Origin of the sequence: Pseudoalteromonas sp. DL2-H2.2 (assembly GCF_021532535.1) — a bacterium.
Classification (GTDB): Bacteria; Pseudomonadota; Gammaproteobacteria; order Enterobacterales; family Alteromonadaceae; genus Pseudoalteromonas; species Pseudoalteromonas rubra_A.
Genome location: NZ_JAKGBD010000009.1, coordinates 124,463 through 150,176, shown reverse-complemented (window position 1 = coordinate 150,176; position 25,714 = coordinate 124,463). Strand labels below are relative to the sequence as shown.

The 25,714-nt window shown below is 48.4% G+C and carries 22 protein-coding genes and 1 other RNA gene; 7 read left to right on the top strand and 16 right to left on the bottom strand.

The window, feature by feature from the left end; translation table 11 throughout:
* Positions 1–209: 209 nt before the first annotated feature.
* Both L1285_RS16020 and L1285_RS16015 read right to left on the bottom strand, forming a co-directional pair.
* Positions 210–719 carry a hypothetical protein gene (locus L1285_RS16020; RefSeq protein WP_235413175.1) on the bottom strand — a complete coding sequence of 170 codons (510 nt, stop codon included), beginning with the start codon at positions 717–719 and terminating at the stop codon, positions 210–212.
* A 67-nt stretch (positions 720–786) separates the two neighbouring features.
* Positions 787–1,785 (bottom strand): sphingomyelin phosphodiesterase, encoded by a 999-nt coding sequence (locus L1285_RS16015; RefSeq protein ID WP_235413174.1) that lies wholly within the window; start codon positions 1,783–1,785, stop codon positions 787–789.
* 351 nt (positions 1,786–2,136) lie between these two features.
* Here L1285_RS16015 and L1285_RS16010 point away from each other — a divergent pair, with 351 nt between their 5' ends.
* The 5 genes from L1285_RS16010 (at position 2,137) to L1285_RS15990 (ending at position 6,117) form a co-directional block, all read left to right on the top strand.
* Entirely contained in the window at positions 2,137–3,033 is an 897-nt protein-coding gene (locus L1285_RS16010; protein ID WP_235413173.1) for a hypothetical protein, read from the top strand.
* Positions 3,034–3,273: 240 nt separating this feature from the next.
* Entirely contained in the window at positions 3,274–4,146 is an 873-nt protein-coding gene (locus L1285_RS16005) for an FRG domain-containing protein (RefSeq protein ID WP_235413172.1), read from the top strand.
* Positions 4,147–4,183: 37 nt separating this feature from the next.
* Positions 4,184–4,456 carry a hypothetical protein gene (locus L1285_RS16000; protein ID WP_235413171.1) on the top strand — a complete coding sequence of 91 codons (273 nt, stop codon included), beginning with the start codon at positions 4,184–4,186 and terminating at the stop codon, positions 4,454–4,456.
* Between the two features lie 45 nt (positions 4,457–4,501).
* Entirely contained in the window at positions 4,502–5,422 is a 921-nt protein-coding gene (locus L1285_RS15995) for a hypothetical protein (protein WP_235413170.1), read from the top strand.
* Complete coding sequence (locus L1285_RS15990; RefSeq protein WP_235413169.1) at positions 5,419–6,117, top strand: hypothetical protein; 699 nt, start codon at positions 5,419–5,421, stop codon at positions 6,115–6,117. The genes L1285_RS15995 and L1285_RS15990 overlap by 4 nt, the downstream gene beginning before the upstream one ends.
* Before the next feature lie 279 nt (positions 6,118–6,396).
* On the opposite strand, the gene ffs is transcribed toward L1285_RS15990, so the two are convergent.
* Positions 6,397–6,493, bottom strand: an RNA gene (gene ffs / locus L1285_RS15985) — signal recognition particle sRNA small type.
* Positions 6,494–6,649: 156 nt separating this feature from the next.
* Entirely contained in the window at positions 6,650–7,549 is a 900-nt protein-coding gene (locus L1285_RS15980) for a DUF3014 domain-containing protein (RefSeq protein WP_235413168.1), read from the bottom strand.
* 440 nt (positions 7,550–7,989) lie between these two features.
* Between L1285_RS15980 and L1285_RS15975 the strand changes: the two genes are divergently transcribed.
* Positions 7,990–9,135 (top strand): patatin-like phospholipase family protein, encoded by a 1,146-nt coding sequence (locus L1285_RS15975; protein ID WP_235413167.1) that lies wholly within the window; start codon positions 7,990–7,992, stop codon positions 9,133–9,135.
* Between the two features lie 13 nt (positions 9,136–9,148).
* Here L1285_RS15975 and L1285_RS15970 read toward each other — a convergent pair whose 3' ends face one another.
* Complete coding sequence (locus tag L1285_RS15970; protein ID WP_125783379.1) at positions 9,149–11,149, bottom strand: monovalent cation:proton antiporter family protein; 2,001 nt, start codon at positions 11,147–11,149, stop codon at positions 9,149–9,151.
* Positions 11,150–11,355: 206 nt separating this feature from the next.
* On the opposite strand from L1285_RS15970, the gene L1285_RS15965 reads away from it, so the two are divergent.
* Positions 11,356–12,252, top strand: a complete 897-nt coding sequence (locus L1285_RS15965) for a GGDEF domain-containing protein (RefSeq protein ID WP_235413166.1) — start codon at positions 11,356–11,358, stop codon at positions 12,250–12,252.
* 47 nt (positions 12,253–12,299) lie between these two features.
* On the opposite strand, the gene L1285_RS15960 is transcribed toward L1285_RS15965, so the two are convergent.
* The 11 genes from L1285_RS15960 to bamA all read right to left on the bottom strand — a co-directional run bounded on the left by L1285_RS15960 (position 12,300) and on the right by bamA (position 25,680).
* Positions 12,300–12,641, bottom strand: coding sequence for a hypothetical protein (locus L1285_RS15960; protein ID WP_235413165.1), 342 nt, complete (start codon positions 12,639–12,641; stop codon positions 12,300–12,302).
* A complete protein-coding gene (gene tilS / locus L1285_RS15955; RefSeq protein WP_235413164.1) occupies positions 12,616–13,995 on the bottom strand; it encodes a tRNA lysidine(34) synthetase TilS in 1,380 nt (459 codons plus the stop codon). Before tilS ends, L1285_RS15960 begins: the two co-directional genes overlap by 26 nt.
* Before the next feature lie 101 nt (positions 13,996–14,096).
* Positions 14,097–15,053, bottom strand: coding sequence for an acetyl-CoA carboxylase carboxyl transferase subunit alpha (gene accA / locus L1285_RS15950; protein WP_235413163.1), 957 nt, complete (start codon positions 15,051–15,053; stop codon positions 14,097–14,099).
* A 16-nt stretch (positions 15,054–15,069) separates the two neighbouring features.
* Complete coding sequence (gene dnaE, locus L1285_RS15945; protein ID WP_235413162.1) at positions 15,070–18,561, bottom strand: DNA polymerase III subunit alpha; 3,492 nt, start codon at positions 18,559–18,561, stop codon at positions 15,070–15,072.
* A gap of 2 nt (positions 18,562–18,563) precedes the next feature.
* Positions 18,564–19,157: a ribonuclease HII gene (gene rnhB / locus L1285_RS15940; protein WP_235413161.1), complete on the bottom strand. Its 594-nt coding sequence runs from the start codon at positions 19,155–19,157 to the stop codon at positions 18,564–18,566.
* Entirely contained in the window at positions 19,147–20,301 is a 1,155-nt protein-coding gene (gene lpxB, locus L1285_RS15935) for a lipid-A-disaccharide synthase (protein WP_442960510.1), read from the bottom strand. The genes rnhB and lpxB overlap by 11 nt, the downstream gene beginning before the upstream one ends.
* 101 nt (positions 20,302–20,402) lie before the next feature.
* Entirely contained in the window at positions 20,403–21,173 is a 771-nt protein-coding gene (gene lpxA / locus L1285_RS15930; RefSeq protein ID WP_046003862.1) for an acyl-ACP--UDP-N-acetylglucosamine O-acyltransferase, read from the bottom strand.
* A 2-nt stretch (positions 21,174–21,175) separates the two neighbouring features.
* A complete protein-coding gene (gene fabZ, locus L1285_RS15925) occupies positions 21,176–21,628 on the bottom strand; it encodes a 3-hydroxyacyl-ACP dehydratase FabZ (protein WP_046003863.1) in 453 nt (150 codons plus the stop codon).
* An 11-nt stretch (positions 21,629–21,639) separates the two neighbouring features.
* Entirely contained in the window at positions 21,640–22,680 is a 1,041-nt protein-coding gene (lpxD, locus tag L1285_RS15920; RefSeq protein ID WP_235413160.1) for a UDP-3-O-(3-hydroxymyristoyl)glucosamine N-acyltransferase, read from the bottom strand.
* A complete protein-coding gene (locus tag L1285_RS15915) occupies positions 22,680–23,198 on the bottom strand; it encodes an OmpH family outer membrane protein (protein ID WP_046003865.1) in 519 nt (172 codons plus the stop codon). The genes lpxD and L1285_RS15915 overlap by 1 nt, the downstream gene beginning before the upstream one ends.
* Positions 23,199–23,208: 10 nt before the next feature.
* Positions 23,209–25,680 carry an outer membrane protein assembly factor BamA gene (gene bamA, locus L1285_RS15910; protein WP_235413159.1) on the bottom strand — a complete coding sequence of 824 codons (2,472 nt, stop codon included), beginning with the start codon at positions 25,678–25,680 and terminating at the stop codon, positions 23,209–23,211.
* Between the last annotated feature and the right edge of the window lie 34 nt (positions 25,681–25,714).

The window sequence follows — 25,714 nt, the reverse complement described above, 5'->3', positions numbered from 1 at the left end:
AAACATTGAAGGCGCGGATCGCTGAACGGACGCACTCTGAGGACTGAATCACACAGATTTAAAGGACAAAATAGCCATCCCGAATGACGCCTTCGGGATGGCTGATGTGGTTTAGGTAAAATGCGTCCCCACGAAGAGCCGCAGGCTGCATACTTTGGTCGTTGTTCTTTTGGATTAACCAGCCGAATCTGGCTATCACATTGCCTAAATTACAGCAATTTTGACAAAATGGCGCCCCACTTGACTCCTAAAGTGCCAAGTGTAGATAGAGATCCCTGGCAATCACCATCTGAGTCTGAAAAGTCCGAACCATTGTAGGTTCTAATTTTAACTGCCAGATTATCACTGACGATAAACTCTGTTGAGCCATCCCCGGGCGTTCGACACTCCTTGTAAGGGGTAACAGTTGTCACGCCCGTTAACACATAATGCGTGTCATCATCTTCAAACTGAACGATTAGTCCCCAATAGTCCCCTAGCTTGCCTACTTGTACCTCTACTTCTTTAGATGATTTCTGCTTGCCTATCGCCTTAAACTCGCCCACAACCATTGGTGTATCAGGCACTGCGGGCAAACTAGAGTTATATGACAACAAGGCGGACGTAATGGCTTTAGATGATTTGTTGGTTACTTTGACCTGATTTGGAGAACTCAGGATATCTGCACTGCACGCAGCAGAAAAGGCAATAGACATAGTTAAGAGCGTGAACTTATTCATTGTATACCTCGTTAGATTGAGTATTTAAAATATGGCTTTTGACTTCAACGATATCCTGACAAACAGATCAAAACTCAAAGTTAACTTGTACCGGGTAGTGATCTGATAATTCGTTATAGTAGCCATTGTGATAGTAACGGCCGTCACTTAAACGCCAGTTGCCACGCAGGTAGCTCCAGTACCAGTTTTGCTCTGCTTTCGGGTAACGTACCGCCATGCTTGGTGCGTTAGTTGGCTGCTTGTGGTCGCGGTGCCAGAAAACGTAGTCCAGCGTATCGTTGTAATCCAGACTGTAATCAAAGTAGTACGCGTTGGCTTTGGTAAACCAATTGTATTTTGCCGGGAATGAGCCAATCTCAGGCGTCTCAAAATTTAACTCAGCACGTGAGGTTGCAAGCATATCGGCCACTTCATCTTGCTTGCTCCATTCTACGTTCATATCGCCACCAATAATCACCGGCTCGCTGGCAGGTATATTTTCAGCGCTAATAAACGACTGAATTTCACTTAGCTGGCCCATGCGCACACGGTGCTCCTGAGCGGTGTCGCCGTCGTGAGTTGCCTGTAAATGCGTGCCTATCAGGTGATAACGTTGATTGTCTTTTTCTATCTCTACGTAGGCAAACCCTTTGTTTGACAGATAATCCCAGCTGCCGCTCAGGCTGTTTTTAAACACGTGGGCTTTTTGGGTGATGATTGGGTATTGAGACAAAATAACCACGCCACCACGGATCACAAAAGGACTGTTCGAGCAGTTGCCCGTTAATCCATCCCAGCCGCTGCCACTACAGTCCTGGCCAACGTTAGGCGTCTGATAAGGATATATTGCCGAAAGCGCATCCAGCGCCTGCTCGGCATCGCTGTTGAAGGCTTCACTGATCAGGATCACATCCGGGCGGTCGCTCATAGACGCCAGCACCGAGGGCAAACGTTCAGCCCGGTTCTCCTGATCCCAATCCTGTACGTTAAGTTGCATAATATTGTATGCCATCACCTTCAGCGAATCGGCCATACTGTGGGTGCTCATCAGCATTAGTGCACAAAGCAGCGCGTGCTTAGCTTTCATTTTACGTCTCCGAAATCTCATTGTTATTCTTGCGTTGTTAATAATTTTTTACACCTGAGTTCTGCTCGGCAGTACCTGTGAGTAAAAAATTTCGCAGCACACATTAGTCACAAAAAGTGACACTCAGATTTCTACAAGCCTCTATTTTTATTAAACTTTAACTTTATCGGCATGACGTTTTTAAGGCTTTTCAGTGACTACAAGAGAAAACGCCGAGGCCTGGCAGGAGATCGACTAACTTTACACTTAAACCCCAATTAACTTTGCATTTACTCAGACGCTTGGATTGATCCTCACAGATAAACACAATACAATAATGATTCTCATTTGCATAAAAGGAAACATTACAAAATGAAAATACTCTCTGTCCTGCTGCTTTTGCTGTGCTCACTGCCGGCTTTTGCTAAAAAACCCATCCGTGTTGTTGATGTTGGTGTCATGGGGCTCGCCTCGCACGATTTGTTCCAGTGGAATACCCAAGCCCGCGAAAATGAAGAAAACGGTCGTTTTGACCTGAGTACAATTTTTGACTACGCCGATGGCACCCGAATTCACCAAGGCGGTAACCCTAAAAACTCATCAAATGCTGCGGTTTACTCAATCACCCAGAACCTGGTAAGCTTTTATGCCGGTAAAAAAGCCGCATTGTTGATGTCCAGAACGGTTACTGAAGAGCAGGCTCACATCATCGCACGCCAGCAAACGGTTGCCTTCTTTATGGGTATGGTTAAAGAGTCTTATGAGCGCTTTACCAATGCCAGATTCCCAGATTATGCGCTGGCGCAAACCGTCACGGACGATGAGCAAGGCGTTATGCGCGCACTGCATGACATTCTGCCTGGCAAAATCTACGTGAACCGTAACCTGACGCGCGAAGTGTTTGAAGTCACCGACTTCAGACTGGCCATGACTCAGCTGTCACCAACCGAAATGATGAAGCCAGTGAAGTTTTACGACGGTAAATACGATGAAGAATACCTGCATGTAGTCGTCCCCGGCTTCCCGAATCCAACCATCATCAACCTGCAGGCCATTGACCAAAGCTTTATTGCAGAGCAAACGAATTATAACCTCGACGACATGCTCGCCGAGCTACAATTCTATGGCCAGTTCCCTTTCTTCGGCAACCTGGTGCACTTCACCAGCTTCGGTTACCACCTGGAAAACCTGTTTGCCAAAGGCATTTGTAATAAATACGTCGATGGCAGCCAGAATACCTGGAATACCGTTGCAGTTGAGTGTTATTGATCCAATTGATTGATATGCTCTATTGATGGAGTAAAAAGCGCACTTGTCTTTAAGGAGCAAGTGCGTTTTTTTGAGTTTGGTGCCTAGTCCGAAAAGTTAACCTTGAGTAATTTATATTTTAAAAGCAAAATCAGGGTATTGCTTTGCTTGCTAGAGAACTGAGCCTCTAAAAGCACATTTGTAAAATGTGTATGATATGAAAATTAGGCACACCTGTCAGTTTCTTATAAGGAAAATGTAGTGATTTCAAGTCTAGGGCATTATGTAGAGGTAATTTCTGAGCTGGGCGCAGATCTCTGGTTTCGGGGTGTTGGAAGTATTGATTTTCGATTAATTCCGCAAGCTCGGTGGATGCAATTAGATGAAGAAACAGAAGGGACTATTGCTTACCGATTTCTCCGGGACTATGGTAAGTATGTCGAATCTAACGAATCAAACCCATGGAAAGTGTATGCTTTGATGCAACATCATGGTCTTCCAACGCGACTATTAGACTGGTCTCGCTCTCCTCTTGTTGCTCTATATTTCGCGCTAACACAAGATACCAGTACAACCGATAATCCGCAGCAAGGCGTATGGGTCCTTGACCCTCATTTAATGAATAAGTTCTTTATAGGCACTGACTTAGTATATTGCCCATCTCAAATGGGCCAACGACTAGTATACAACCACAGCAAATTGAAAAATTCCCCTTACATTTCAGATGGAGCAGGAAAAGTATGGGAAAGTATGCAATCGGGCGAAAATCCGGATAGCAACCTAACTTCCAAGCCACTAGATGAATATTTACCTTACCCTTTATACATACTTGATCCCAGGAATACGATAAAAGAAGCAGATTGGGCTATCCCCCTGGCAATCGAGGCCACTTCCTCAGTTGGTAGAATGGACTCTCAACATAGTGCATTTACCATCCATGATGGATCTTCACAACCTCTAGAAGTGTTATTCAAAGATCACAACGACATTCTAAGCTTCATTGAAATTGATCATAATAAAACACATGAAATGTTGGAGCAATTACGTCGCGCTGGAATCCATCAAGAAAGTATCTTCCGTGACCTTGATTCTTTATGTAAAAGGATTAAAGATGAGTTATTATTGGCTAAATAAACCACTCTCTGTAAAGTCTTTTTGAAGGAATAGACGTATGACTACAAGACCGTTTTTAACTGATTACTCCACACAAAGAGAAGCTGCTGAGCAGTCAAAAGGTTATTATTGTCACAAAAAGCAAATGTGGATGGATGCTGATAACAATAGACCTGCGATTGAAATGACTGATTCAGTTGAATTGACAACAAAAACAAAGGTAAATGCAGAAGAAGACGATGAGTCAGTATATCGGTTGGAGCTTGTTACAAAAACCCATGTAGATGTTGAACGAGATGATACTAGTTCAAACCGTATGTTTTTCATTTAGTCAGCCGTAATGATCTTACTCGTCACCAATAAGCGTGATCTTACAATGGATTACGTGGTAAGAGAATTAACTGAACAATGTATCCCCTTCATTAGACTCAATACTGAAGATCTTCCCAAAGCTGAGGTTATATTTGGTATTCAGAGCCCTGATGACTGGGAAATTAATATTAATGGTCATAAATTTACTGGCGCATCAATCAAAGCAGCTTACTTTAGAAGGCCAGAGGTTCCACAAGTTACTCATGGAGCTCTTACTGACAGTGAAAATGAATATATACAAAATGAATGGCTATCTATCCTAAAAAACCTTTACTGGCGCTTAGAAGGTAAGTGGCTAAATTCCCCCACGCATATTTTTTTGGCAGAAGACAAACCGAAACAACTCGTATTCGCCAACAAGCTCGGGTTTAATATTCCAGAAACAAATATTACCAATATGTATGCTCTTGTATCGAAAATGCAAGAGCAAAAACAAGTGGTCGCAAAACCATTGAAACATGCCCTCTTGTCTAATGATGAAGTTATATTTACGAGTAGAATACAAGCTGTAAGGCCGAGTCAAAGTGACTCCATACAACTAGCCCCTGTTATCTTTCAAGAAGAAGTGAAAAAGCTCTACGATATTCGTGTAACTGTTGTTGGGAGCAGTATTTTTAGCGTTTGTATTAAAACAGTATGTAAAGTGACCGGAGCTGTAGATTGGAGAAGTACGGAACATGCCAACCTAGTACATGAGGTTATTGCGTTGCCAAAGGAGCTACAAGAAAAGTGCCTATCACTCGTGAAATGTCTTGGACTAAAGTTCGGAGCCATTGATTTTGTTTGCGACACAAACAAAAAGTATTGGTTCTTGGAAATCAACCCTAATGGTCAATGGGCTTGGATTGAAAACCAAACAAAACTACCTATCGCAAAGACTATTGTTGAAGAGCTGATCTCGATAAGTAAAAGGGAACACATATGAACTGGGATCTCTTCTGGCCGCGCCTCAACACTGGAGGTAGTTTAAATCAGAATGAGCTAAGAGCTAAAGATCTAGATAAAATCAGAAATTTAGCGCTCCAAGGGAAACGAACCTCTATAGGACACTGTTCCAAATCTACAAACTTGCTTCTAGATGAAGCAAGAAGATTATATGACCACGAACTGGGCCGAAAAACAACAGCGGACAACAAAGCGGGAATATATATAGCCACCGTGACCGCATTGTTTTCACTCTTGGCTTCTGTTACACCTATTATCTTTAAAGAGGCAACTGCCTCCGCAACTGTTACGCTAAGTGTCCTATGCATGATCGTGGGTTTGCTGAACCTAATGCGTGCTGCTCTATGGGCACAAAAGGTATTGCAAGTAAACGCATTCCACTTATTAGGGTGGCAGGACCTTATCCAATGTAGTAAAAGTAAAGACGCTCCACTGAAGTTAACTAAAGAAATTTTAACGGCTCTTCGCATAAACTATGACCTTACAAATGAGAAGGTCACTTACATCAAAATGACACATACTTTGATGATAAGTGCGTCTTTTTGGTTGATTTTGTTGTTGGGTATTCAGCTAACTGGATTCACATTGCCACACCTGTTGATGATTTACGAAAATTTCAATTTCTGTGACTTAGTAGACAAAATCTTAACTTTCGCAAACACCCATTCGATATAGCTAAAAGTTATGAGTTGAAATCTATACCCTCAAAATATGCTTCTATGAAGAATGGGAATAGCTTTAGATGACACCCATTTGATATAGCTAAGCGTCACAGGGCGATATCGACATCCTTGAAATAAGGTTGCTCTGAAGAACGGAGTTAATTACCGGATAGGAATAAAAGACAGGCATTAAAAAATTTAAGAGCGTGACTAGAAAATATTTTTTAGCTTTATAAGAATTTTGATTTTGAAGTGAAATCTGACACCGCAAACTTTGGAGTTTGGGTGGCAGTCTTACCAGCCACATCCCGGCACACGAGTCATTCGCTGTGGCTGCTTCCTTCCGGACCTGACCAGGTTCACGAACTATCGTTGCGAGAGGACCAATAAGACTACCATTGAGGGCCTTGTTTGGCGCGGGAGGGATTATCGCGAGTTTCGCGTCTGGTTGCAAGGGGAAATGTTAAAAAGCCCGGCTAACTGCATAGTGAATATACAATTAGACGAGCTTTGCTGTTTTGGTTGGTTTTTTCTTCGGTTTTAGCTTACTTTGCCAGCGCGACTTTTAGGTCTTGCAGACGTTTCTTCATCTTTTTCATATTTTCCGGGCCCATGCGCAGGAAAAGTTTTTGCGCATCGGATAATTGCTCCCATTCTGCATAGGCATATTTGTAGGTCACAGACTCTTGCAACAACGGCAGGCTGGTTTCCGGGATTGGGGTTTCCAGCAGCTCGCCCAGGGCTTCTTGTAGCGTCAGGTCGAATTCGCCGCCGTCGTAGCCTATTTCTTCATAGGCTTCACCAATCAGTGGTCTGAATTTGTTGTACGTACGCACCAGTTGCGCAGTACTCATGGCATTCAGCATATTCACATAAGGGGTGTAACGCTCGAAGCTGTTTGGATCGGTGATGATGATGTCATCTTCAATAACCATAAAGCTGTCTTTGGGCTTGCTGACCGGGAAGTGCTTTTTAGCCACTTTACCCTGTGCCAGGTTATCAACAAACACCACGCTGCGGCGGATCATATCGTCAGTGACCACCAGATCCATGGCCGTGTCGTTCAGATAGTTGCTAATCTGCTCGCTCAGGGCCACGTCGCTTTCATCCAGTGACGGAAGCGGCGCAGCTACTGGTTGCTCCGGTTCACGCTGTGGCAGTGGCTCTGGTTCCAATGCAGGCTCTGGCTCTACAATGGGTTCAGGCACAGCGGGCTCTTCTACCTCAGGGGCTGACTCCGGGCGCGCGGTATTAACCACTTCTGTCGGCGTTTTCTCCGGTACGACGACATCCTGTTTAAATTTGGTGTTTTCCTGCTGATTATCCCGGTTTGAAAGCACAAATATGGCCACGATAACGAGGGCTATAACCACGCTCACGGCAAGCAATAAGTGGCTGTTAGACGGCTTGCTTTTCCTTGGTTCTGCTGAGTTGTGCTCTGACATGGAAGCTCCATTAATTTTTCTAAACGAATAAGTTGCACATACGGTGATTAAAATGCCATCAAGGCGTATCGCCGCATAGTGAGGCAACAAAAATAATCTATAATATACAAAAGATTATAGCTTATTGCTGGTCGTTATTACGACCTTTGCAGCTGCAACCTATGGCATTTTTAGTCTCTTTAAACGCGTATACTCACAAATACATCCAATATTGGTGAGTATCCATTAAAAGATATCGCATCCGTGACAAGGTGCAATACCAATTCGTGCTTAGTGAGCATATGGACTCAATATGAATCGCCTATGAATTTGCTCACAAGCCGCGATGTATTGCTATTTTACTAAGTTAAACAAATCGTTATAGTAACACTATCCAGTCAGTAGTGACTGGCAAATAATTCTCAAATCAACCCAAACCCTGTAAGCGGTTAAGGAAGCATATGAGTAAGCATCACAGTTCGCGTTCATGTCCTCGTTCGGCACTGCTGCTAACCGGTGGTGGGGCCCGTGCAGCCTACCAGGTTGGGGTGTTGAAAGCGCTGGCACACAGCCTGCCCAGAACCGCCCCGCTGCCCTTTCGCATTATTAATGGCACATCGGCGGGCGCCATTAATTCCGCTGGCCTCGCCTGCTATGCCTCGAATATGCATCTGGCGATACGCAAAATTGAGTCAATCTGGAAGAACTTTCATACCGATATGGTGTACGAGAGCGGCTTTGTGGGGGCATTTGGTCATATTCTCGGCAATATGATGCGCAGCTTTCAGGCTGAATATATCAACCAGCCCCCCGCGAGCCTGCTGGACAACACGCCACTGCGCCAGCTGCTGAATGATGTGCTTGATCTATCCCGTATCGACCGCCACATTCAGCGTGGCTACCTGGATGCGCTGTCGGTGACGGTATCCAGTTACTCAACCGGCCGATCGGTGGCATTTTATCAGGCGAAAGATGCGCGCCCCTGGCAACGCGCCAAGCGCATTGGTGTGCCCGATCACATTACGCTGGACCACCTGATGGCCTCCAGTGCCATTCCCATGGTATTTCCCAGTGTGCGGGTCCGGCACCATTATTACGGCGATGGCTCTATCCACCAGCTGTCACCACTAAGCCCTTCAATCCACCTAGGCGCCGAGAAAATTTTTGTCATTGGTGTTGAGCAGCCCAAGATTCCTACGCCCATTGGCTATGAGCCACACTTTCCGGGTATGTCGGTGGTTGCGGGTCATTTACTCGATAGCGTGTTCAGCGATACGTTACAGTCAGATCTGGAGCGCATGGAGCGGGTTAACCGCACCGTGGGATTACTGCCCGCCAGAGACAAGCACAAAGAACTTAAACACATCCAGACCCTGGTGGTTAACCCCACACATAATTTCAATGAACTAGCGCTGCATTATTACGACGAACTGCCGCTGGCCATTAAGCTCTTACTGCGCTCTATCGGGGTTAAACGGCATTCTCCGTCGAGTTTAACCAGTTATCTGTTGTTCGAAAAAGCCTATACCCGTGAGCTGATAGAGTATGGTTATCAGGATGGACTGGCCCGGCTGGATGAGATCCGGGCATTTCTGGAGCTCGATTAACTGTGGGCCTGCGTTATGGCAGGCCGTCTAGCAGGAATTGCTCGGCCCGCTCTACCCGCCGTGGCTTGCCCTTAAGCAGCAATACATCGCTGGCACATAAGGTGATCTCTTCATCCGGCATAGAGATTTCTTCGCCGTTGCGCCGCAGTGCTTTTACCACCACCTTATGACGTGCCAAGTCCAGCTCAGCAATCGACTTATCGACCGCAAAGGCATCGTCCGGCAGCGCAATAGCATGCAAATACTCCAGCCTGTCTGAGCTGTAGCTGGCACCGTCTGCGCCCGCGTATTCTTTCATTTCCTGGCTGTCGCCCGTGAAAAAGCCGTGTAAATATTCGTAGCGGTTTTGTCTTTCAATGCTTACCCGCTTGAGGATCCGGCGCATCGGCACGCCAGACATATACAAAACATGCGATACCATCATCAGGCTGGCCTCCAGCGATTCGGGCACAACTTCTGTGGCACCGAGCTCTTTGAGTGCCTCCAGGTGGGTATCGTCCTTCATTCGCACCAGAATTTTTACTTCAGGCGCAAAGCGCTTCACAGCATCTATCACGGCCTGGGCTTTGTCGAAGTCATTGAGCGACACAATTACCAGGCGGGCTTCACTGACATTGGCGGATTTCAGCACTTCCTGCTGGGTTGGATCGCCAAACACCACGGGCTCTCCTGCGGTTATCGCTTCCTGAACAATGGCCGGGTTACGCTCTACGGCAATATAGGGAATGGCTTCCGGGCGCAAAAACCGCGCAATGGTCTGCCCCACCCGCGCATAACCAAAGATCACCACGTGGTTTTTAACCTTGCTGGAGTCTATAAAGCCCTGCTCGTGCGGCTCTGGGCGCCCTTCGCTGTCGATACCAAACAGCTTGATCAGCCTGTCTGTTTCGCTGATCAAATACGGGGTTAATGCCATAGACAACACCCCCAGCGCTATCAGGAACGAGGCCACTTCGGCACTGAGCAACTGGTGTTTGCCGGCCAGCGCCACCAGTACAAAGCCAAATTCGCCCATTTGCCACAGCAACACACCGGCTGCAAAGGCGTCTTTACGGCGCTCGCCCATCAGCTGGGCCAGCAGGAAAATAATGGCCAGCTTTAGCACAATCAGCAGCGCCAGAACCAGCACAATATAGATAAATGACTGGATCACATACGACACATCGAGCTGTGTGCCCACAGTCACAAAGAACAGCCCCATCAGAATATCGCGAAAGGGCCGTATCTCAGCTTCGAGCTGGTGCCTGAACTGGCTTTCGCCGAGCATCATTCCGGCCAGAAATGCGCCCAGCGCCATGGAAAGGCCAAACGCATAGGTCAGCGCTCCGGCACACAGCGCCACCACCAGAGTGGTCAGTACAAATAGCTCATCGGTGCGGGCCATCGCCACTTCGTTAAAGACTTTGGGCAACACCCACTTGCCAATGGCCCACAACAACATACAAACAAACGCACCTTTGGCGAGCGCAAGAATAAGCGCGCCGACTAATACCTGGTTGTCAGACTGGCTTAATAAAGGAATGGTGATCAGCAGCGGGACCACGGCAATGTCCTGGAACAGCAAAACCCCCACCGCCAGCTGACCACGGCGAATATTCAATATGCCCCGCTCTTTGAGCTCTTTCACCACAACGGCTGTGGAAGACAAGGCTATCAGGCTGGCAATGATAAGGGCTTCAATCCAGTTAAAACCCAGGTACTTTAAGATCACCGCCAGTACAACGGTGGTGACCAGCACCTGTAAGCTGCCGAGCCCAAATACCACGCTACGCATTGCCATCAGTTTGGGAATCGAAAACTCCAACCCCAGGCTAAACAGTAAAAACACAATGCCCAGCTCGGCTATCAGTTGGATCTCATGGCTATTGTTGATCCAGCCAAAGCCATAGCTGCCAGCCAGCAGGCCGGTTAACAAGTAAGCCAGAATAGGCGGCAACCCAACCCGCTTAAACGACCACACCAGCGCCACGGCACAGAGCAATAAGGCTATCAACCCGGCAAACTGGCCCTCCAGGGCGGCAACTAGCGTACTGGTGACATCCTCACCTAAAAACCCGGCAAAATTTTGCTGCAAAGCGCCTCCCAAGCGTCAATAAAATAGTGGTGAGCATTTTTTATTCACTACTAAATATAGCAAGCAGCTGTTTTTCAGCCAGTTTAAATTTTTGGCATGAAACTCGCTTAGAACAGACTGAATGTTGTACTTTAGGGGAATACTAGATGGAAAATGTCCATATTTTGACTCAGCGGGCACCGACGCGCGGGGATTTTTTGCCGTTTAACGCGCAAATGCAAATGTCGCACGTCCCCGAAAACCCAATGAGCCTGACTGAAAAATTACAAACAACGCTCGATGTAAATGGACTGCTCGACATCTTTGCTGGCTATATTAAGCGCATTATCAACCTCGCCGGATTGCAGTTTCACTCCAGTGAAGGCGTGTTTCAGATGCAGCAAAGTAACAACCAGCTGAGCCCGTATACTTTTGATCTGGAGTTAAACAACCAGCATCTGGGTCAGATTGTGTATTTTAGTAAATATCGCCTGAGTGAGGCGTTGCAGGCACGGCTTATCCAGCTGCATACCTGCTTATTGTATCCACTCAGAAATGCCTTGATGTATCAGCGGGTACTCAAGCTGGCCACCAAAGATTCGCTGACCGGCTTGTCTAATCGCAGCCAGTTTAATGAATTTTTGGCCAAAAAGCTGGAACGCAGCCGCCGTCATCACTGCAATTTTAGCCTGATGCTGCTGGACTTGGATAACTTTAAGCAAGTGAACGACCTGTATGGCCATAAAATGGGTGACGACGTTTTAATTGAATTTGCGCGTATTCTGGAGTCATCCGTGCGGGCAACAGACACTGTGTTCCGTTTTGGCGGCGATGAGTTTGCGATCCTGATTGACGATCCGGCCTTTACCACCAATAAAGTGATTGCGGAGCGCATCATGGCGTCTGTCAGGTGCTGTACCATCATGAAGAGCCATGATGTTACCACCAGCATTGGCTTTACGCTGGCAACCAGCCAGGATTGCCCGAACGAAATTTTCTCGCGGGCAGATAAGGGGCTTTATCGCGCTAAGGACGCCGGCAGAGACTGCGCCCGGACAATCTAAACGACAAACTGCCTGACCATATTGCGTCCCCTAACGCGATATGGTCCTTATTTACGCAGAAAAACCAGCTTATACAGCAACAGTAGCAGTGCAAAACCCGCGAAGAAGCTGTTGATCACCCATGCCAGTGACAAAAAGTCTGGCAGTTCGCTGAAAATAATGGCAAGCATAGGTGCACCCAGGCCAAAAATAAAGAAGCTCCCGCCCTTGCCGTGCCAGTAAGCCAGTAACAGCGCCGCACTCAGCCCGCCCACACTCAGGCTAAGCACAACATTACCGATATTCAGGCCACCATTCATTGCCAGAATAAAAAACAAAGCACCGCAGCCAAGCACTGCCCAGAGTGCTTTATTCGCCAGCGATTCACCGATCTTGTGTGTTTCTTGCATCTTCTAACTTCCAATTGAGTCCCTGAGACGATGCATACGCCTCATTGACGAAAAACCCCACCACCTGCACTAATTCATTGTTGTAATAAATCAGCGGCACACGACCGCGCTCCCAGGTGGGGACACCATAATCTTTTAGCCAGTGCTTGAGGGTATTACGGCCACTACGCCCAAGCGGTTTAACTTTTTCGTTCAGGCAGTTAAAGCGCACCGACACCTGTTCATCTTGCATTGGAGGGCGAACCCCTTTGCCCTCAATAACACATAATGTTGTGCTTTCATCCAGCATCACAGGCGTCAGAGCGATATTGCTGTGCGACTGCCTGGCTGCCTGCTCACAGACCCAGTATAAGTTGTCTCTGAAGCGCCTAACCTGCCCGGCAGGCAAAGTAACAGCCATTTGTGCGTCCGCTTTGGCAGTCAATGCCTGTGTCAGGATCTGATCCAGCTGTTTTTGCGACGGCATCTGAACGCTCTGCTCAGCCAGCCAGGCACGCACCAGGTTTTGCTGGCGTAATGGCGCAAACTCTGCAAGGCGAGTAACAGACAAGCTTTGCTCATCCAGACAGTGCATAAGATCGGCCCGGGTGATTTCATCCAGCAATGCCTGCTGCCCCTGTAACAGCTCAATGGTACGCATAACGCTGGGAACAAAGCCGGTAAAACGGGATTTTAACAAGGGCAATATCTGGTTACGCAAAAAATTGCGGTCAAAGCGGTCGCTGAGGTTAGATTCATCTTCTATGTGTGAAATGCCGAATGTCTTGGCAAACGCTTCTATGTCTGCGCGCTGGGATGTGAGCAAGGGTCTCAGGCATACCCGCCCGGATGGCAACTTGGTACGTGCCTGCATAGCGCCCAGCCCTTTAAGGCCAGAGCCTCGCTTGAGGCGCAGCAGAAAGGTTTCAACCTGATCGTCCGCGTGCTGCCCCAGCACCAGTGCATGATGCGGATAAGCCTGCTTGTCCAGTGCCTCGTAACGTGCTGCACGGGCCTGAGCTTCAAGGCTCTGACGATTTTGTGCCACCACCTTAACCGAAACCGGGGTAAAGTCGATGGCCAGCGCCTCACATTGTGCCTGGCAAAACGCCTGCCACTTTGGTGAATTAGGCGACAAACCATGATCAACATAAATCGCCTGTAACGCCAGCCGGGAACTGTGCTGAACGTAATGGCGGCACAGGTGCAGCAGCACCACAGAGTCTACCCCACCGGAGAGCGCCACTGTGAGGCCACGCGTTACCGTATGCGTTACCGTACGCGTTACCGCCTGCGTTTTAGCGTGCGCTAGCTCATCAACCAGTAAGTTATCCAGGCTGGCAGCAAAGCGTTTATAAAGCGGGGTCTGAGTCATAATCTCGGATGTTGTCGGTACTTAGACCGTATTATCCCGATTTCGCAGGTACAAAAAAAGCCGCAATGCGGCTTTTTTCAGTCTTGCTGTGTCACAGTAGCTTAGCAATAGCCAAATGACATCAGACGCTGGTAACGTTGCTCCAGCATTTCTTCTGTGCTCAGTGCTTCCAGTTCGCCCAGATCGCGCTTAAGCTGAGCTTTAAGGTTTTTCGCCATCGTGTCGTAGTTACGATGTGCGCCACCCATAGGCTCATCAATAATGGTATTGATGAGATCCAGCTCTTTAACTCGTGCTGCTGATACACCCATGGCTTCTGCGGCCAGAGGGGCTTTTTCTGCACTCTTCCACAGGATAGAGGCACACCCTTCCGGTGAGATAACAGAGTAGGTGCTGTACTGAAGCATGTTAACGCGGTCGCCCACACCAATGGCCAGTGCACCACCAGAACCACCCTCACCAATCACGGTACAGATGGTCGGCACTTTCAGTGCAGCCATTACTTTAAGGTTACGAGCAATTGCTTCACTCTGACCACGCTCTTCAGCGCCTACGCCCGGATAAGCTCCCGGCGTGTCGATGAAGGTGATGATTGGCATTTTAAAACGCTCAGCCATTTCCATCAGACGCAAGGCTTTACGATAGCCTTCAGGCTTTGGCATACCAAAGTTGCGTTTGATTTTTTCGGCTGTGTCGCGGCCTTTTTGCTGGCCGATAACCATGACTGGTTTGTCGTCAAGTCGTGCAACACCGCCCAAAATAGCCGGGTCGTTTGCGAATGTACGGTCGCCCGCAAACTCGTCAAATTCAGTGAAAATACGCTCGATGTAATCGCGTGTATAAGGACGAAGCGGATGACGCGCCAACTGAGATACCTGCCAGGCACCGAGGTTGTCGAAGATCTTTTTCGTTTGTTCTACGCTTTTTTCCTTGAGGCGGCTGATCTCATCTTCAAGGCTGAGATCAAGACTGCCAGAGCGGCTTACGTTTTGTAATTCATTGATTTTTGCTTCTAATTCTGCAATTGGAAGCTCAAATTCAAGATAATTGAGGCTCATGCTCTAAACTACCTGTTTAATTAAATTCTAGTTCTATTTCCTGCGCCGCCATCTTGGATAATCGTCTGAGGAGATCATCACTGGGCGTCACACACCATTGCATACCTAATGTAACTTCCGCTATCGCGTCCGGGCGCTGATATTGGATTTTTACCGGACACGTACCAAATTTGTACGGTTCCAGTACTTTTTTCAGATTATCTATGAAGTTCGTGTCAATTTGCACCATATTCAAGGTCATTTTTATCGCACTGATCCGCTTTTCACGGGCCTGAGATATGGTACAGACTTCTCTGGCGGTCATTGTAATGCCGCCGGAGAAGTTATCAAAGCTGACCTGTCCGGATATTACCAAGATTTGGTTCATTTGCAGCATATCTTGGTACATTTCGAACTGTTCAGGAAATAAGCGTACATCAATTCGTGCGCTCTTGTCATCTAAAGTTATCAGGCCCCAGCGTTTGCCTTTTTTGTTGACCAGCACTCTTGCATTGATAACCAACCCGGCAGCCGTCGATTGCACATCGCGATTTGTCGGCTGTAATTCTACTAGACGACCCGAAGTGTAATTTTTTAATTCTTTTCTGTACTGATTTATCGGGTGACCGGTCAGATATAAGCCCAGAGTGTCTTTTTCACCCTGTAACCATTCATCATCCGACAGCGGGATTGCTTTAACAAATGCCTGCTCAACTTCGTCTGGCTCAACGGCCAGCAAGCCAAACAAATCACTTTGCCCCAGTGACTCGGCCTTGTGGTGCTGCTCGGCAGACTTCATGGCATCTTTCAGGCTGGCCAATAAGGTGGCACGCCCGGGCTGGTTTTTTTCCGGACCCAGCTGGTCCAGCGCCCCTGCGTAAATCAGTTTCTCAATCACCCGGCGGTTCAGGCGTTTAAGGTCAACCCGGGCACAAAAATCGAATAAGTCTTTAAACGGACCGCCCTGCTCACGCGCTTCAAGAATGGCTTCAACCGGGCCTTCACCCACGCCTTTGATGGCGCCGATACCATAGACGATTTCGCCCTGGCGGTTTACCGCAAACTTATATACGCCCGCGTTGACGTCCGGTGGCAACAGCCTCAACTTCATGTTTTCGCATTCGTCCACCAGGGTCACGATTTTGTCGGTGTTATCCATATCCGCCGACATAACCGCCGCCATAAACTCGGCCGGATAATGGGTTTTCATCCACAGCGTCTGATACGATACCAGTGCATAAGCAGCAGAGTGTGACTTGTTAAAGCCATAACCCGCGAACTTCTCTACCAGATCGAAGATCTTCATTGCCAGTTCGCCGTCAACGCCGTTGTCTCTGGCACCGTCTTCAAAGGTACTACGCTGCTTGGCCATTTCCTCGGGCTTTTTCTTACCCATGGCCCGACGCAGCAAGTCTGCGCCACCCAGGCTGTATCCCGCCAGGACCTGGGCTATCTGCATTACCTGCTCCTGGTATAGGATGATCCCGTAAGTGGGCTCCAGGATTGGTTGCAGGCTGTCGTGCTGGTATTGCGCATCCGGATATGAGATCTCTTCGCGACCATGCTTACGGTCGATAAAGTTATCTACCATCCCCGATTGCAGCGGACCCGGACGGAACAAAGCAACCAGTGCGATCATATCTTCGAAGCAGTCCGGCTTAAGACGACGGATCAAATCTTTCATCCCGCGCGATTCCAGCTGGAATACAGCGGTGGTTTCGGCTCTGAGCAGCACTTCGAAGCTGGCCGGATCGTCTAGTGGGATGGCCGCTATATCGACCGGCTCAATGCCATCACGCGCCAGTCGCTCGTTGGTCATATCGAGCGCCCACTGCAAGATGGTCAGTGTACGCAGACCCAGGAAGTCGAATTTAACCAGACCGGCTGTTTCAACGTCGTTTTTATCAAACTGGGTAACCGGAAACTTACCTTCTTCATCGCAATATAGCGCGGCAAAGTCGGTAATGCTGGTAGGCGAGATAACCACGCCCCCGGCGTGCTTACCGGCGTTACGGTTACAGCCTTCGAGAATACGACACTTATCTATCAGCTCTCGGACTTCTTCGTCGCCGTCGTACACTTCAGGCAGACGCGGCTCAACCTCAAAGGCTTTGGCCAGGGTCATACCCGGATCGCCCGGGACGAGCTTAGAAATGCGGTCGACAAAACCATAAGGGTGACCAAGCACCCGGCCTACATCCCGGATTACCGCCTTAGCCGCCATGGTACCAAAGGTGATGATCTGGGATACCGCCTGACGACCATACAGTTTAGATACGTGGTCGATTACTTCATCCCGGCGGTCCATACAGAAGTCGACGTCGAAGTCGGGCATCGAGACACGTTCCGGGTTAAGGAAACGTTCGAATAGCAGGTCAAATTCCAGCGGGTCCAGATCGGTGATCTTTAACGCATATGCCACCAGTGAGCCCGCACCGGAACCCCGGCCCGGTCCTACCGGAATATCGTTATCCTTACTCCACTGGATGAACTCCATTACGATCAAAAAGTAGCCCGGGAATCCCATCTGGTTGATTACGTCGAGCTCAATTTGCAGACGCTCATCATACGGACCGCGTTTCTCTGCACGCTCAGCATCGTCCGGGAATAGGAACTGTAAACGCTCTTCCAGACCATCACGGGACACCTTCACCAGGAAGTCTTCGATTTTTAAATCGCCGGTCGGATAATCTGGCAGGAAGTACGTGCCTAGCTGAACGGTGACGTTACAGCGCTTGGCAATCTCGACCGTGTTTTGCAGCGCTTCCGGAATATCACTGAATAACTCCTGCATTTGTTCAGGGGTTTTCAGGTACTGCTCTTTGGAGAAGCGTCTGGGACGGTTTTTATCTTCCAGCGTGTAGCCGTCGTGGATGGCCACACGAATTTCGTGGGGTTCGAAGTCATGTTCATGGAGGAACACCACTTCGTTAGTTGCCACAACCGGCAAGCCTCTTTCTGTCGCCAGCGCGACCGCCGCATGCAGGTATTCCTCTTCCTGCTCACGCCCGGTGCGGTGTAGTTCAAGATAATAATGATCGGCAAAGTGGGTTTCGTAGAACTCCACCGTGTCTGTAATCAGTTGCGGATTGCCCTTTAAAAGCGCTTTGCCCACGTCGCCGTCTTTGGCACCGGACAATAAGATCAGGCCTTCTTTGTATTTGGCCAGCCACGCTCTGTCTATCACGGGACGATGAAATACGTGACCCCGTAAATAGGCCTCGGAGATCAGTAAGGTAAGGTTTTTATACCCTTCGTTGTTTTTGGCCAGCACCACTATGCGGCTGGGCTCGTCCGGAAACTGATCGCTCTTAAGCCAGAAATCGGCCCCGACCAGAGGTTTAATACCCGCGCCGTGGGCCGCGCCGTAAAAGCGCACCAGGCCACATAAGTTCATCTGATCGGTGATGGCAAATGCGGGCATGCCCAGCTCGGCGGCGCGCGCCACGATGGGCTTGGTTTTTGCCAGCCCGTCGACCATAGAAAAGTCGCTGTGTACTCTTAAATGAACAAACTCAGGTGCTGCCATAACTAAGGTTTCTCCGCCAGAATACGCTGTACCGGTTTGAAACTGGTTCTGTGATGCGGGGTTGCGCCGTGTTCGCTGAGCGCTGCAAAATGTGCTTTGGTCGGGTAGCCTTTGTGGCCCGCAAAACCATATTGTGGATACTGCTTATCCAGCTCCAGCATTTCCTGATCGCGGGTCACTTTTGCCAGGATAGAGGCAGCACTGATCTCAGCGACCAGGCTGTCGCCTTTAACCACCGCCTGAGCAGGCACGCTCAGTTCGGGCAAGCGATTGCCGTCAACAAATACAAACTCGGCTTTCACTGCCAAGCCTTCTACCGCGCGCGTCATGGCCAGCATAGTGGCATGCAGGATATTCAGCTCATCAATTTCGCTCACCGTAGCACGTGCCACGTGGTAGCACAGTGCTTTTTGTTTGATCTCTTCAGCCAGCAGTAAGCGCTTTTTCTCGGTAAGTTTTTTGGAATCCGTCAGCCCTTCTATCGGGTTGGCCGGATCCAGGATCACCGCCGCTGTGACCACGTCGCCCACTAAAGGGCCACGGCCTACTTCATCTACGCCTGCAATATACTGCACATCAGGACGTTCAATTTGCATCTATTAACTCCACTACAGCCTGTGCCGCCTGTTTGCTGGCGTCACGGCGAATATTCTGGTGAATATCATAAAAACGTTGGATAAGCGCTGAGTTGTCTCCTTTCAGCAAAGGTAGCAATGCATCTGTGAGTGCATCGGGGTTACAATCCTGTTGTAAAAACTCTTCAACCAGGGCTTCATCTGCCAACAGATTTGGCAAAGAAAAGTGCTTAATGTTGAAGGTAAAAAAGGTATTGAAAATCCAATAACTGAGTGGCTTGAGCTTATAACCGACCACCATTGGCTTTTTATACAGCATGGCCTCCAGTGTTGCGGTGCCCGAGGCGAGCAAAACGGCTGTTGCCGCCGTCATCGCCAGCGAGGACTGGCCATCGAGTAAAATGGTTCTCAGCTCAGGGGCAACCTGGGCCTGGATAGCCTGAAATTGCGCTTTGCGCTTTTCATTCACCAGAGGCACAAGAATTTTCAGGTTGGGGATCTTATCGGCCAGCGCTTTGGCCGTCAGTAAATAGGTTTCACTAAGCTGGCTTACTTCGGAGCCGCGACTGCCTGGCAACAAAGCCAGCACAATATCTGAGTCTTTCAGGCCCAATTGCGCGCGTGCGGCTGACACATCCACATCCAGCGGGATTTCATCCGCCAGTGTATGACCGACAAAGGTGCACGGCACTTCGTGTTTATCGTAAAAAGCTTTTTCGAATGGCAGCAGGGATAACACCAGGTTGGTGGCTTCTGCGATTTTAAAAATGCGTTTTTGTCGCCAGGCCCAGACTGACGGACTGACATACTGGACGGTTTTAATGCCGGCCGCTTTAAGTGGTTTTTCTACGCGCAGGTTGAAGTCGGGCGCATCAATACCGATGTAAATATCCGGTTTATGCGCGATAAAATGCTCGACCAGTTGTTTGCGGATCTTCAGTAGGCGCGGCAGCCGTCCAAATACTTCTACCAGGCCCATCACAGCCAGCTCTTCCATATCGAATAAGGTTTCGCATCCGGCGGCCAGCATCTTTGGACCGGCAATACCGATAAATCGGGCATTAGGATAATGTTCGCGCAGTGCATGGATAAGCCCTGCACCTAAGATGTCGCCAGACAGCTCGCCGGCAACAATCCCTATCGTAATTTCTTTTTCGTTGGCCATGTGATTCATTTTAGAATAAAAAAACGCCATACAGGCTGTATGGCGTTAGTATATCAGATACAGATATGCGATGTAGAAAGGTTATCGGCCGTTATCAAAAATTAACGTACCAGTCCTCTTTCTGAGGTCGCAATAAAGTCAATCATGTCCTGAACACCGGCAAACTTTGCGGCATCTTCGCGCATGACTTCCAGCGCTTCATCCAGCTTCAGACCTTTACGGAACAAAGTCTTATAAGCTCGACGAATGGCCATGATCTCATCCGATTCATAGCCACGGCGCTTTAACCCTTCTGTGTTTATCGCAGCAGGTCGCGCAGGCGTACCAGTGGTTGTTACAAATGGCGGTACGTCCTGATTCACACCGCTGTACATGCCAACAAAGGCATGAGCACCGATTTTACAGAACTGATGGACACCCGAATTACCGGCTAAAATCACAAAGTCGCCGACATGTACATGCCCGGCCACACTCGCATTGTTAGCGAAAATCACGTTGTTGCCGATGACAGCATCGTGCGCAACATGGGTGTACGCCATAAACAAGTTATTGCTGCCGATCTGAGTGATGCCTTTATCCTGAATGGTACCACGGTGGATGGTGGCGCATTCGCGGATAATATTGTTGTCACCAATTACCAGCTTGGTTGGTTCATCCTTGTACTTTTTATCTTGGCAGGCTTCGCCGACTGATGCGAACTGAAAAATATGGTTACCAGAACCAATCACGCTGGGTCCTTTGATCACGACGTGAGATTCTATTTTACAGTTGTCTCCAATAACAACATCATTGCCGATATAGCTATAGGGACCAACTGATACGTTTTCGCCCAGTTGAGCACCTGACTCAATAATTGCAGTAGGATGGATCACGCTTAAAACTCTCTTCTTGCACACATTAGTTCAGCGCTACACACGACCTTGCCGTCGACCTTTGCAACACCGGAAAATTTCCAGATATTGCGGCGCTCTTTCACAAATTCAACATGTAAATGCATAGTATCGCCCGGCACGACCGGCTGTTTGAAGCGCGCATTATCTATCGCTGCAAACAAGTATAGTTCATTATCACCGCGATTCTCGACGGTCTTAAAGCCAAGCAGGCCAGTCGCCTGAGCCATGGCTTCTAAAATCATCACGCCAGGGAAAATAGGCTGATCAGGAAAGTGGCCTGTAAAAATAGGCTCGTTGGCAGTCACATTTTTGACTGCATGTAAGTATTCGCCAGGCTTATAATCAATGACCTTGTCTACCAGCAGCATCGGGTAACGATGTGGCAGTAGCTTGAGGATTTCTTGAATATCAAAGCTATTTAATTCGTTGGCCAAAATAACATCCTTTAGTTATCAGTATGTTTAAGCTGTTCAGTGAGGCTTTCCAGCGCTTTCAATCGCGCTTTAAAATCCGAAAGATTACGCAGATGAGCAATGTTTTTACGCCACTCTTTGTTTGTGGTGTGTGGCATACCTGATGAGTAAATCCCCGGCTCGGAGATCCCTTTGGTCACCATGCTCATGCCTGTAATGACGACTCCGTCACACACTTCATTGTGTCCGTTGACAGCCACCATACCGCCAATTTGGCAATATTTGCCGATTTTTACACTACCGGCCATTACGCTACACCCGGCGATGGCGGTACCGTAACCAATCTCAACATTGTGTGCGATTTGAATCTGGTTATCCAAAATCACATTATCGTGGATCACCGTGTCATCCAGCGCACCACGATCTATCGTCGTGCTTGCCCCGACTTCTACGCGGTTACCAATAATGACGCTACCAAGCTGAGGAATTTTAACCCATTCTCCGCCTTCGTTTGCATAGCCAAAGCCATCGCTACCGATCACGGCGCCGGACTGAAATAAACACGACTCGCCGATAACCACTTCATGGTAAATGGTCACATTGGCCCAGAGCTTAGTTTTAGCGCCAATACGGGTATGTTTACCAACAAAACAACCTGGCCCTATCTGCACATCATCGCCAAGCTCTACGCCTGCTTCTATCACAGCATTCGCGCCAATGCTGACATTGTCACCGAGTTTCACCGACTCATGGACTGAAGCACGCTCGTGAATTCCCTGCGCTGAATCAGGCGTGGTATCCATATATTGTGCAAGCTTGGCGTACGCGACGTAAGGGTTGTCACAGATTAGCTTGTTACCCGGGAAGTGTTCAGCCTCTGAGGGGGCCAGTATTACTGCCCCTGCTTGCGTGGCGGCAAGCTGGCTGCGGTATTTTTTGTTTGCCAGGAACGCGATGTCCTGGCCACCTGCATTAAGCAAGGTGGCAATTTTCTCAATTGGCTGAGCCGGATCGCCCTGTAAATCGGCGCCCACAGCGTCAGCCAACTGCGACAAAGTGTAGTGTTTGGTCATTACTTTTTACTGACTACTTCAACAATTTTATCAGACAGGTCAGAAACTTTATCAGGGTTGAAGTAAATTGTCGTTTCTTTTACACGAACTTCGTCGTATTTTCCTTTTTTGGCAACTTCTTCAATGGCATCAACGATCAGTTTCTGTACTTTTGCCAGTTCCTGATTTTGACGCGTTTTGATTTCTTGCTCTAAAGGACGACCCTTTTCAGCCAGCTCTTGCTGCATGCCCTGAATTTTCTTACGCAATGCAGTTTGTTGCTCTTCGCTCATAGTTGCGCTCTCACGCTTAAACTTTTCAGCTTCGAAACGAATGTCACCTTGTAGTTTTTCTAATTCTTGACGACGTTCTGCGAACTCTGACTTTAGCGTTTGCTCAATTTTAGCCATTTGTGGCAATTGTGAGTAAATGCTTTGCATGTCGATTAGACCAACTTTGTGTGCAAAAGCAGACGCAGAAGCCCCCATCATGAGTGTTGCCATCAGCGCCATGGCCGAAGTTTTGAATAGTTTTTTCACAATTAGCTCCTTAGAAAGTATTACTTATGTTAAAGCTGATGAAGTCTGTTTCATCATCTTCTTCTTTTTTCAGTGGGTAGGCAAAGCTGATCAGCATAGGTCCCATTGGCGAGATCCATTGCACAGATAAGCCAGTAGACACTCTGAATCGGCTTGGATCTGAGTAGTCTGACAATGTTTTATATACATCTGGTGACAAGTTCGTATAGCGGTCGGCATCGAACTCGGTATCCCAGACGTTCGCAGCATCAACGAAGAAGCTGGTACGCACCGAACTGGTATTTTCCTCATCCAGGAATGGCGTCGGAACAATCATTTCAACACCTGCCAGCGCTTTTGCGTTACCACCGATACGACCACCCTGGATCAGGTTATCAAACTGCGGATCACCACCTATCGAACCTGGTATTGTGCCATCCGGCAGCGGCGTGCCGCCGATTGAAGCAGGTGAACGCTGCAATGCTCGTGGCAAAATGGTATTACGGTCAAAGCCACGCAATTCCATCTCGGTAATGCGATAGAACTCCTGGAATGGCAAGGTTTGTTCAAAGCCGTTGATTTCGCCGTAGCCATTACCATAAGCAAGTCCCGCGCGGGCTGAGAACACCCAGCGGTGATCGTTACTCACAGGCCAGTAGAAACGTGAATCGTAGTTTACTTTGAAGAAGTTCAAGTCTGAGTTTGGCGTTGTCACTCTGAAAGTCGCGCTCTGACGAGAACCGTCTGTCGGGAACATACCACGGTTAACCGTGATCCGTGACCAGCCTACGCTCAGCTCGTACTTGGTGAAGTCGAACCCTGCATCCGGGTTATCCGGATCGGTAAAGGCCAAGCGCATCACCCGAGATTGCTCGTAATCCGGGATACGATCAAGCTCTTCTTCAATCCAGCGTACACCAAAGTTAATGCGGTTAACCGCATCGATTGGGAAACCGAAATTGGTGCCAATACCATAGTTGGTCTGGTCGTAATCGATCAGGCCCAGCTTGCTGCCGTCAAAGTCGCTGTAGAAGATGCTGCTACCCTGTGACACGCCATCCGGCGTGAAATAAGGGTTGGTATAAGATACCGTGTAGCGCTTCGAGCCGCGACCCGTATTAATGTTAAACGCCAGCTGGTTACCGGTACCCAGGAAGTTAGACTCACTGACCCCAACGTTAAATTGCAGGCCGCCGTAAGAGCCATAGGCGACACCGGCCTGGAAGCTTCCCGCAGGCTGCTCTTTCACCTTGAAGTCAACATCAACCTGGTCGTCAACGCCAGGAATAGGCTTCACTTCAAAATCAACGGTTTCCATATACGGCAGACGCTGGATCTGGAGTTTAGAGCGCTCCAGGCTCTGGTTAGACAACCAGGCACCTTCGAGCTGCGTCATTTCACGACGCACTACGTGGTCGGCAGTAACCTGGTTACCATTAACCGCAATACGGCGCACGTAAACACGCTTGCCCGGGTCAACTGCCAGGGTGAGTTTTACCTCTTTGTTTTCGTCATCAATGTCAGGCACGGTGCGCACCTCTGCATTGGCATAACCAAAACGTGCGAGGTAGCTTTTGATGAATTCTTCGGTGGCCGTGACGATTGAGCCATTGTATAGCTCGCCGCTTTTCAGTGGCACCACGCTGCGGATCAGTTCTTCACGACCAAGCAGGTCGCCAATGAATTCGAAGTCTTTCACCATATACTGCTCGCCTTCTGTCAGGTTGGCAGTAACATAGACAGACTCACGCTCCGGGCTCACTGACACCTGAGTTGAATCTATGTTGAAGCGCAGGTAGCCACGGTCAAGGTAGTAACTGCGGATCTTTTCCAGATCGCCCTCAATAGTTTGCTTCTGATAACGGTCGCTCGACAGGAACTTCCACCAGGGTAAGTCTTGTTGCGACTCAACCAGCTTCAATAATTCTTCATCGGAGAATAGCTCGTTACCAACCAGGTTAATTTGCCTGACCGATGCCGCATCACCCTCTTTAAAGTCCAGCTTTAAGCGAACCCGGTTACGCGGTAACTCAACAATGCTCATCTCAATTTTGGCATTGTATTTACCGATACTATGAAAGAACTCGATCAGGCCTTTTTCGACACTGTCAATAACCGTTCTGTCGAGCGTTTCACCAGTACGGATATTTTGCTGATCTAAGCTTTCCTGTAACTGCTCATCTTTGATGTCTTTGTTACCATCAAATTCGATTGAGGCAATGGTCGGACGCTCTTTAACTTTGAATATAACCTGATTGCCATCACGGTATGCAGCGATATCGTCGAAGTGACCAGACGCAAACAGCGCCTTAATTGTCTTTGACACCGTGTAGTCATCAACTTGATCACCCACGTTGATAGGAATATGTGTTAACGCCGCGCCCAGCGCAACGCGCTGCAGGCCTTCAACTTTCAAATCTTCTACGATAAAGGAGTTTTGCCCCAGAGCAGCAAAGCTCGCGCCCAGTAAACTCGTTACAGCTAAATGTTTTTTTATAGGCATTTTATTATCTTTATCCTTTACAGCTTACGGCGAA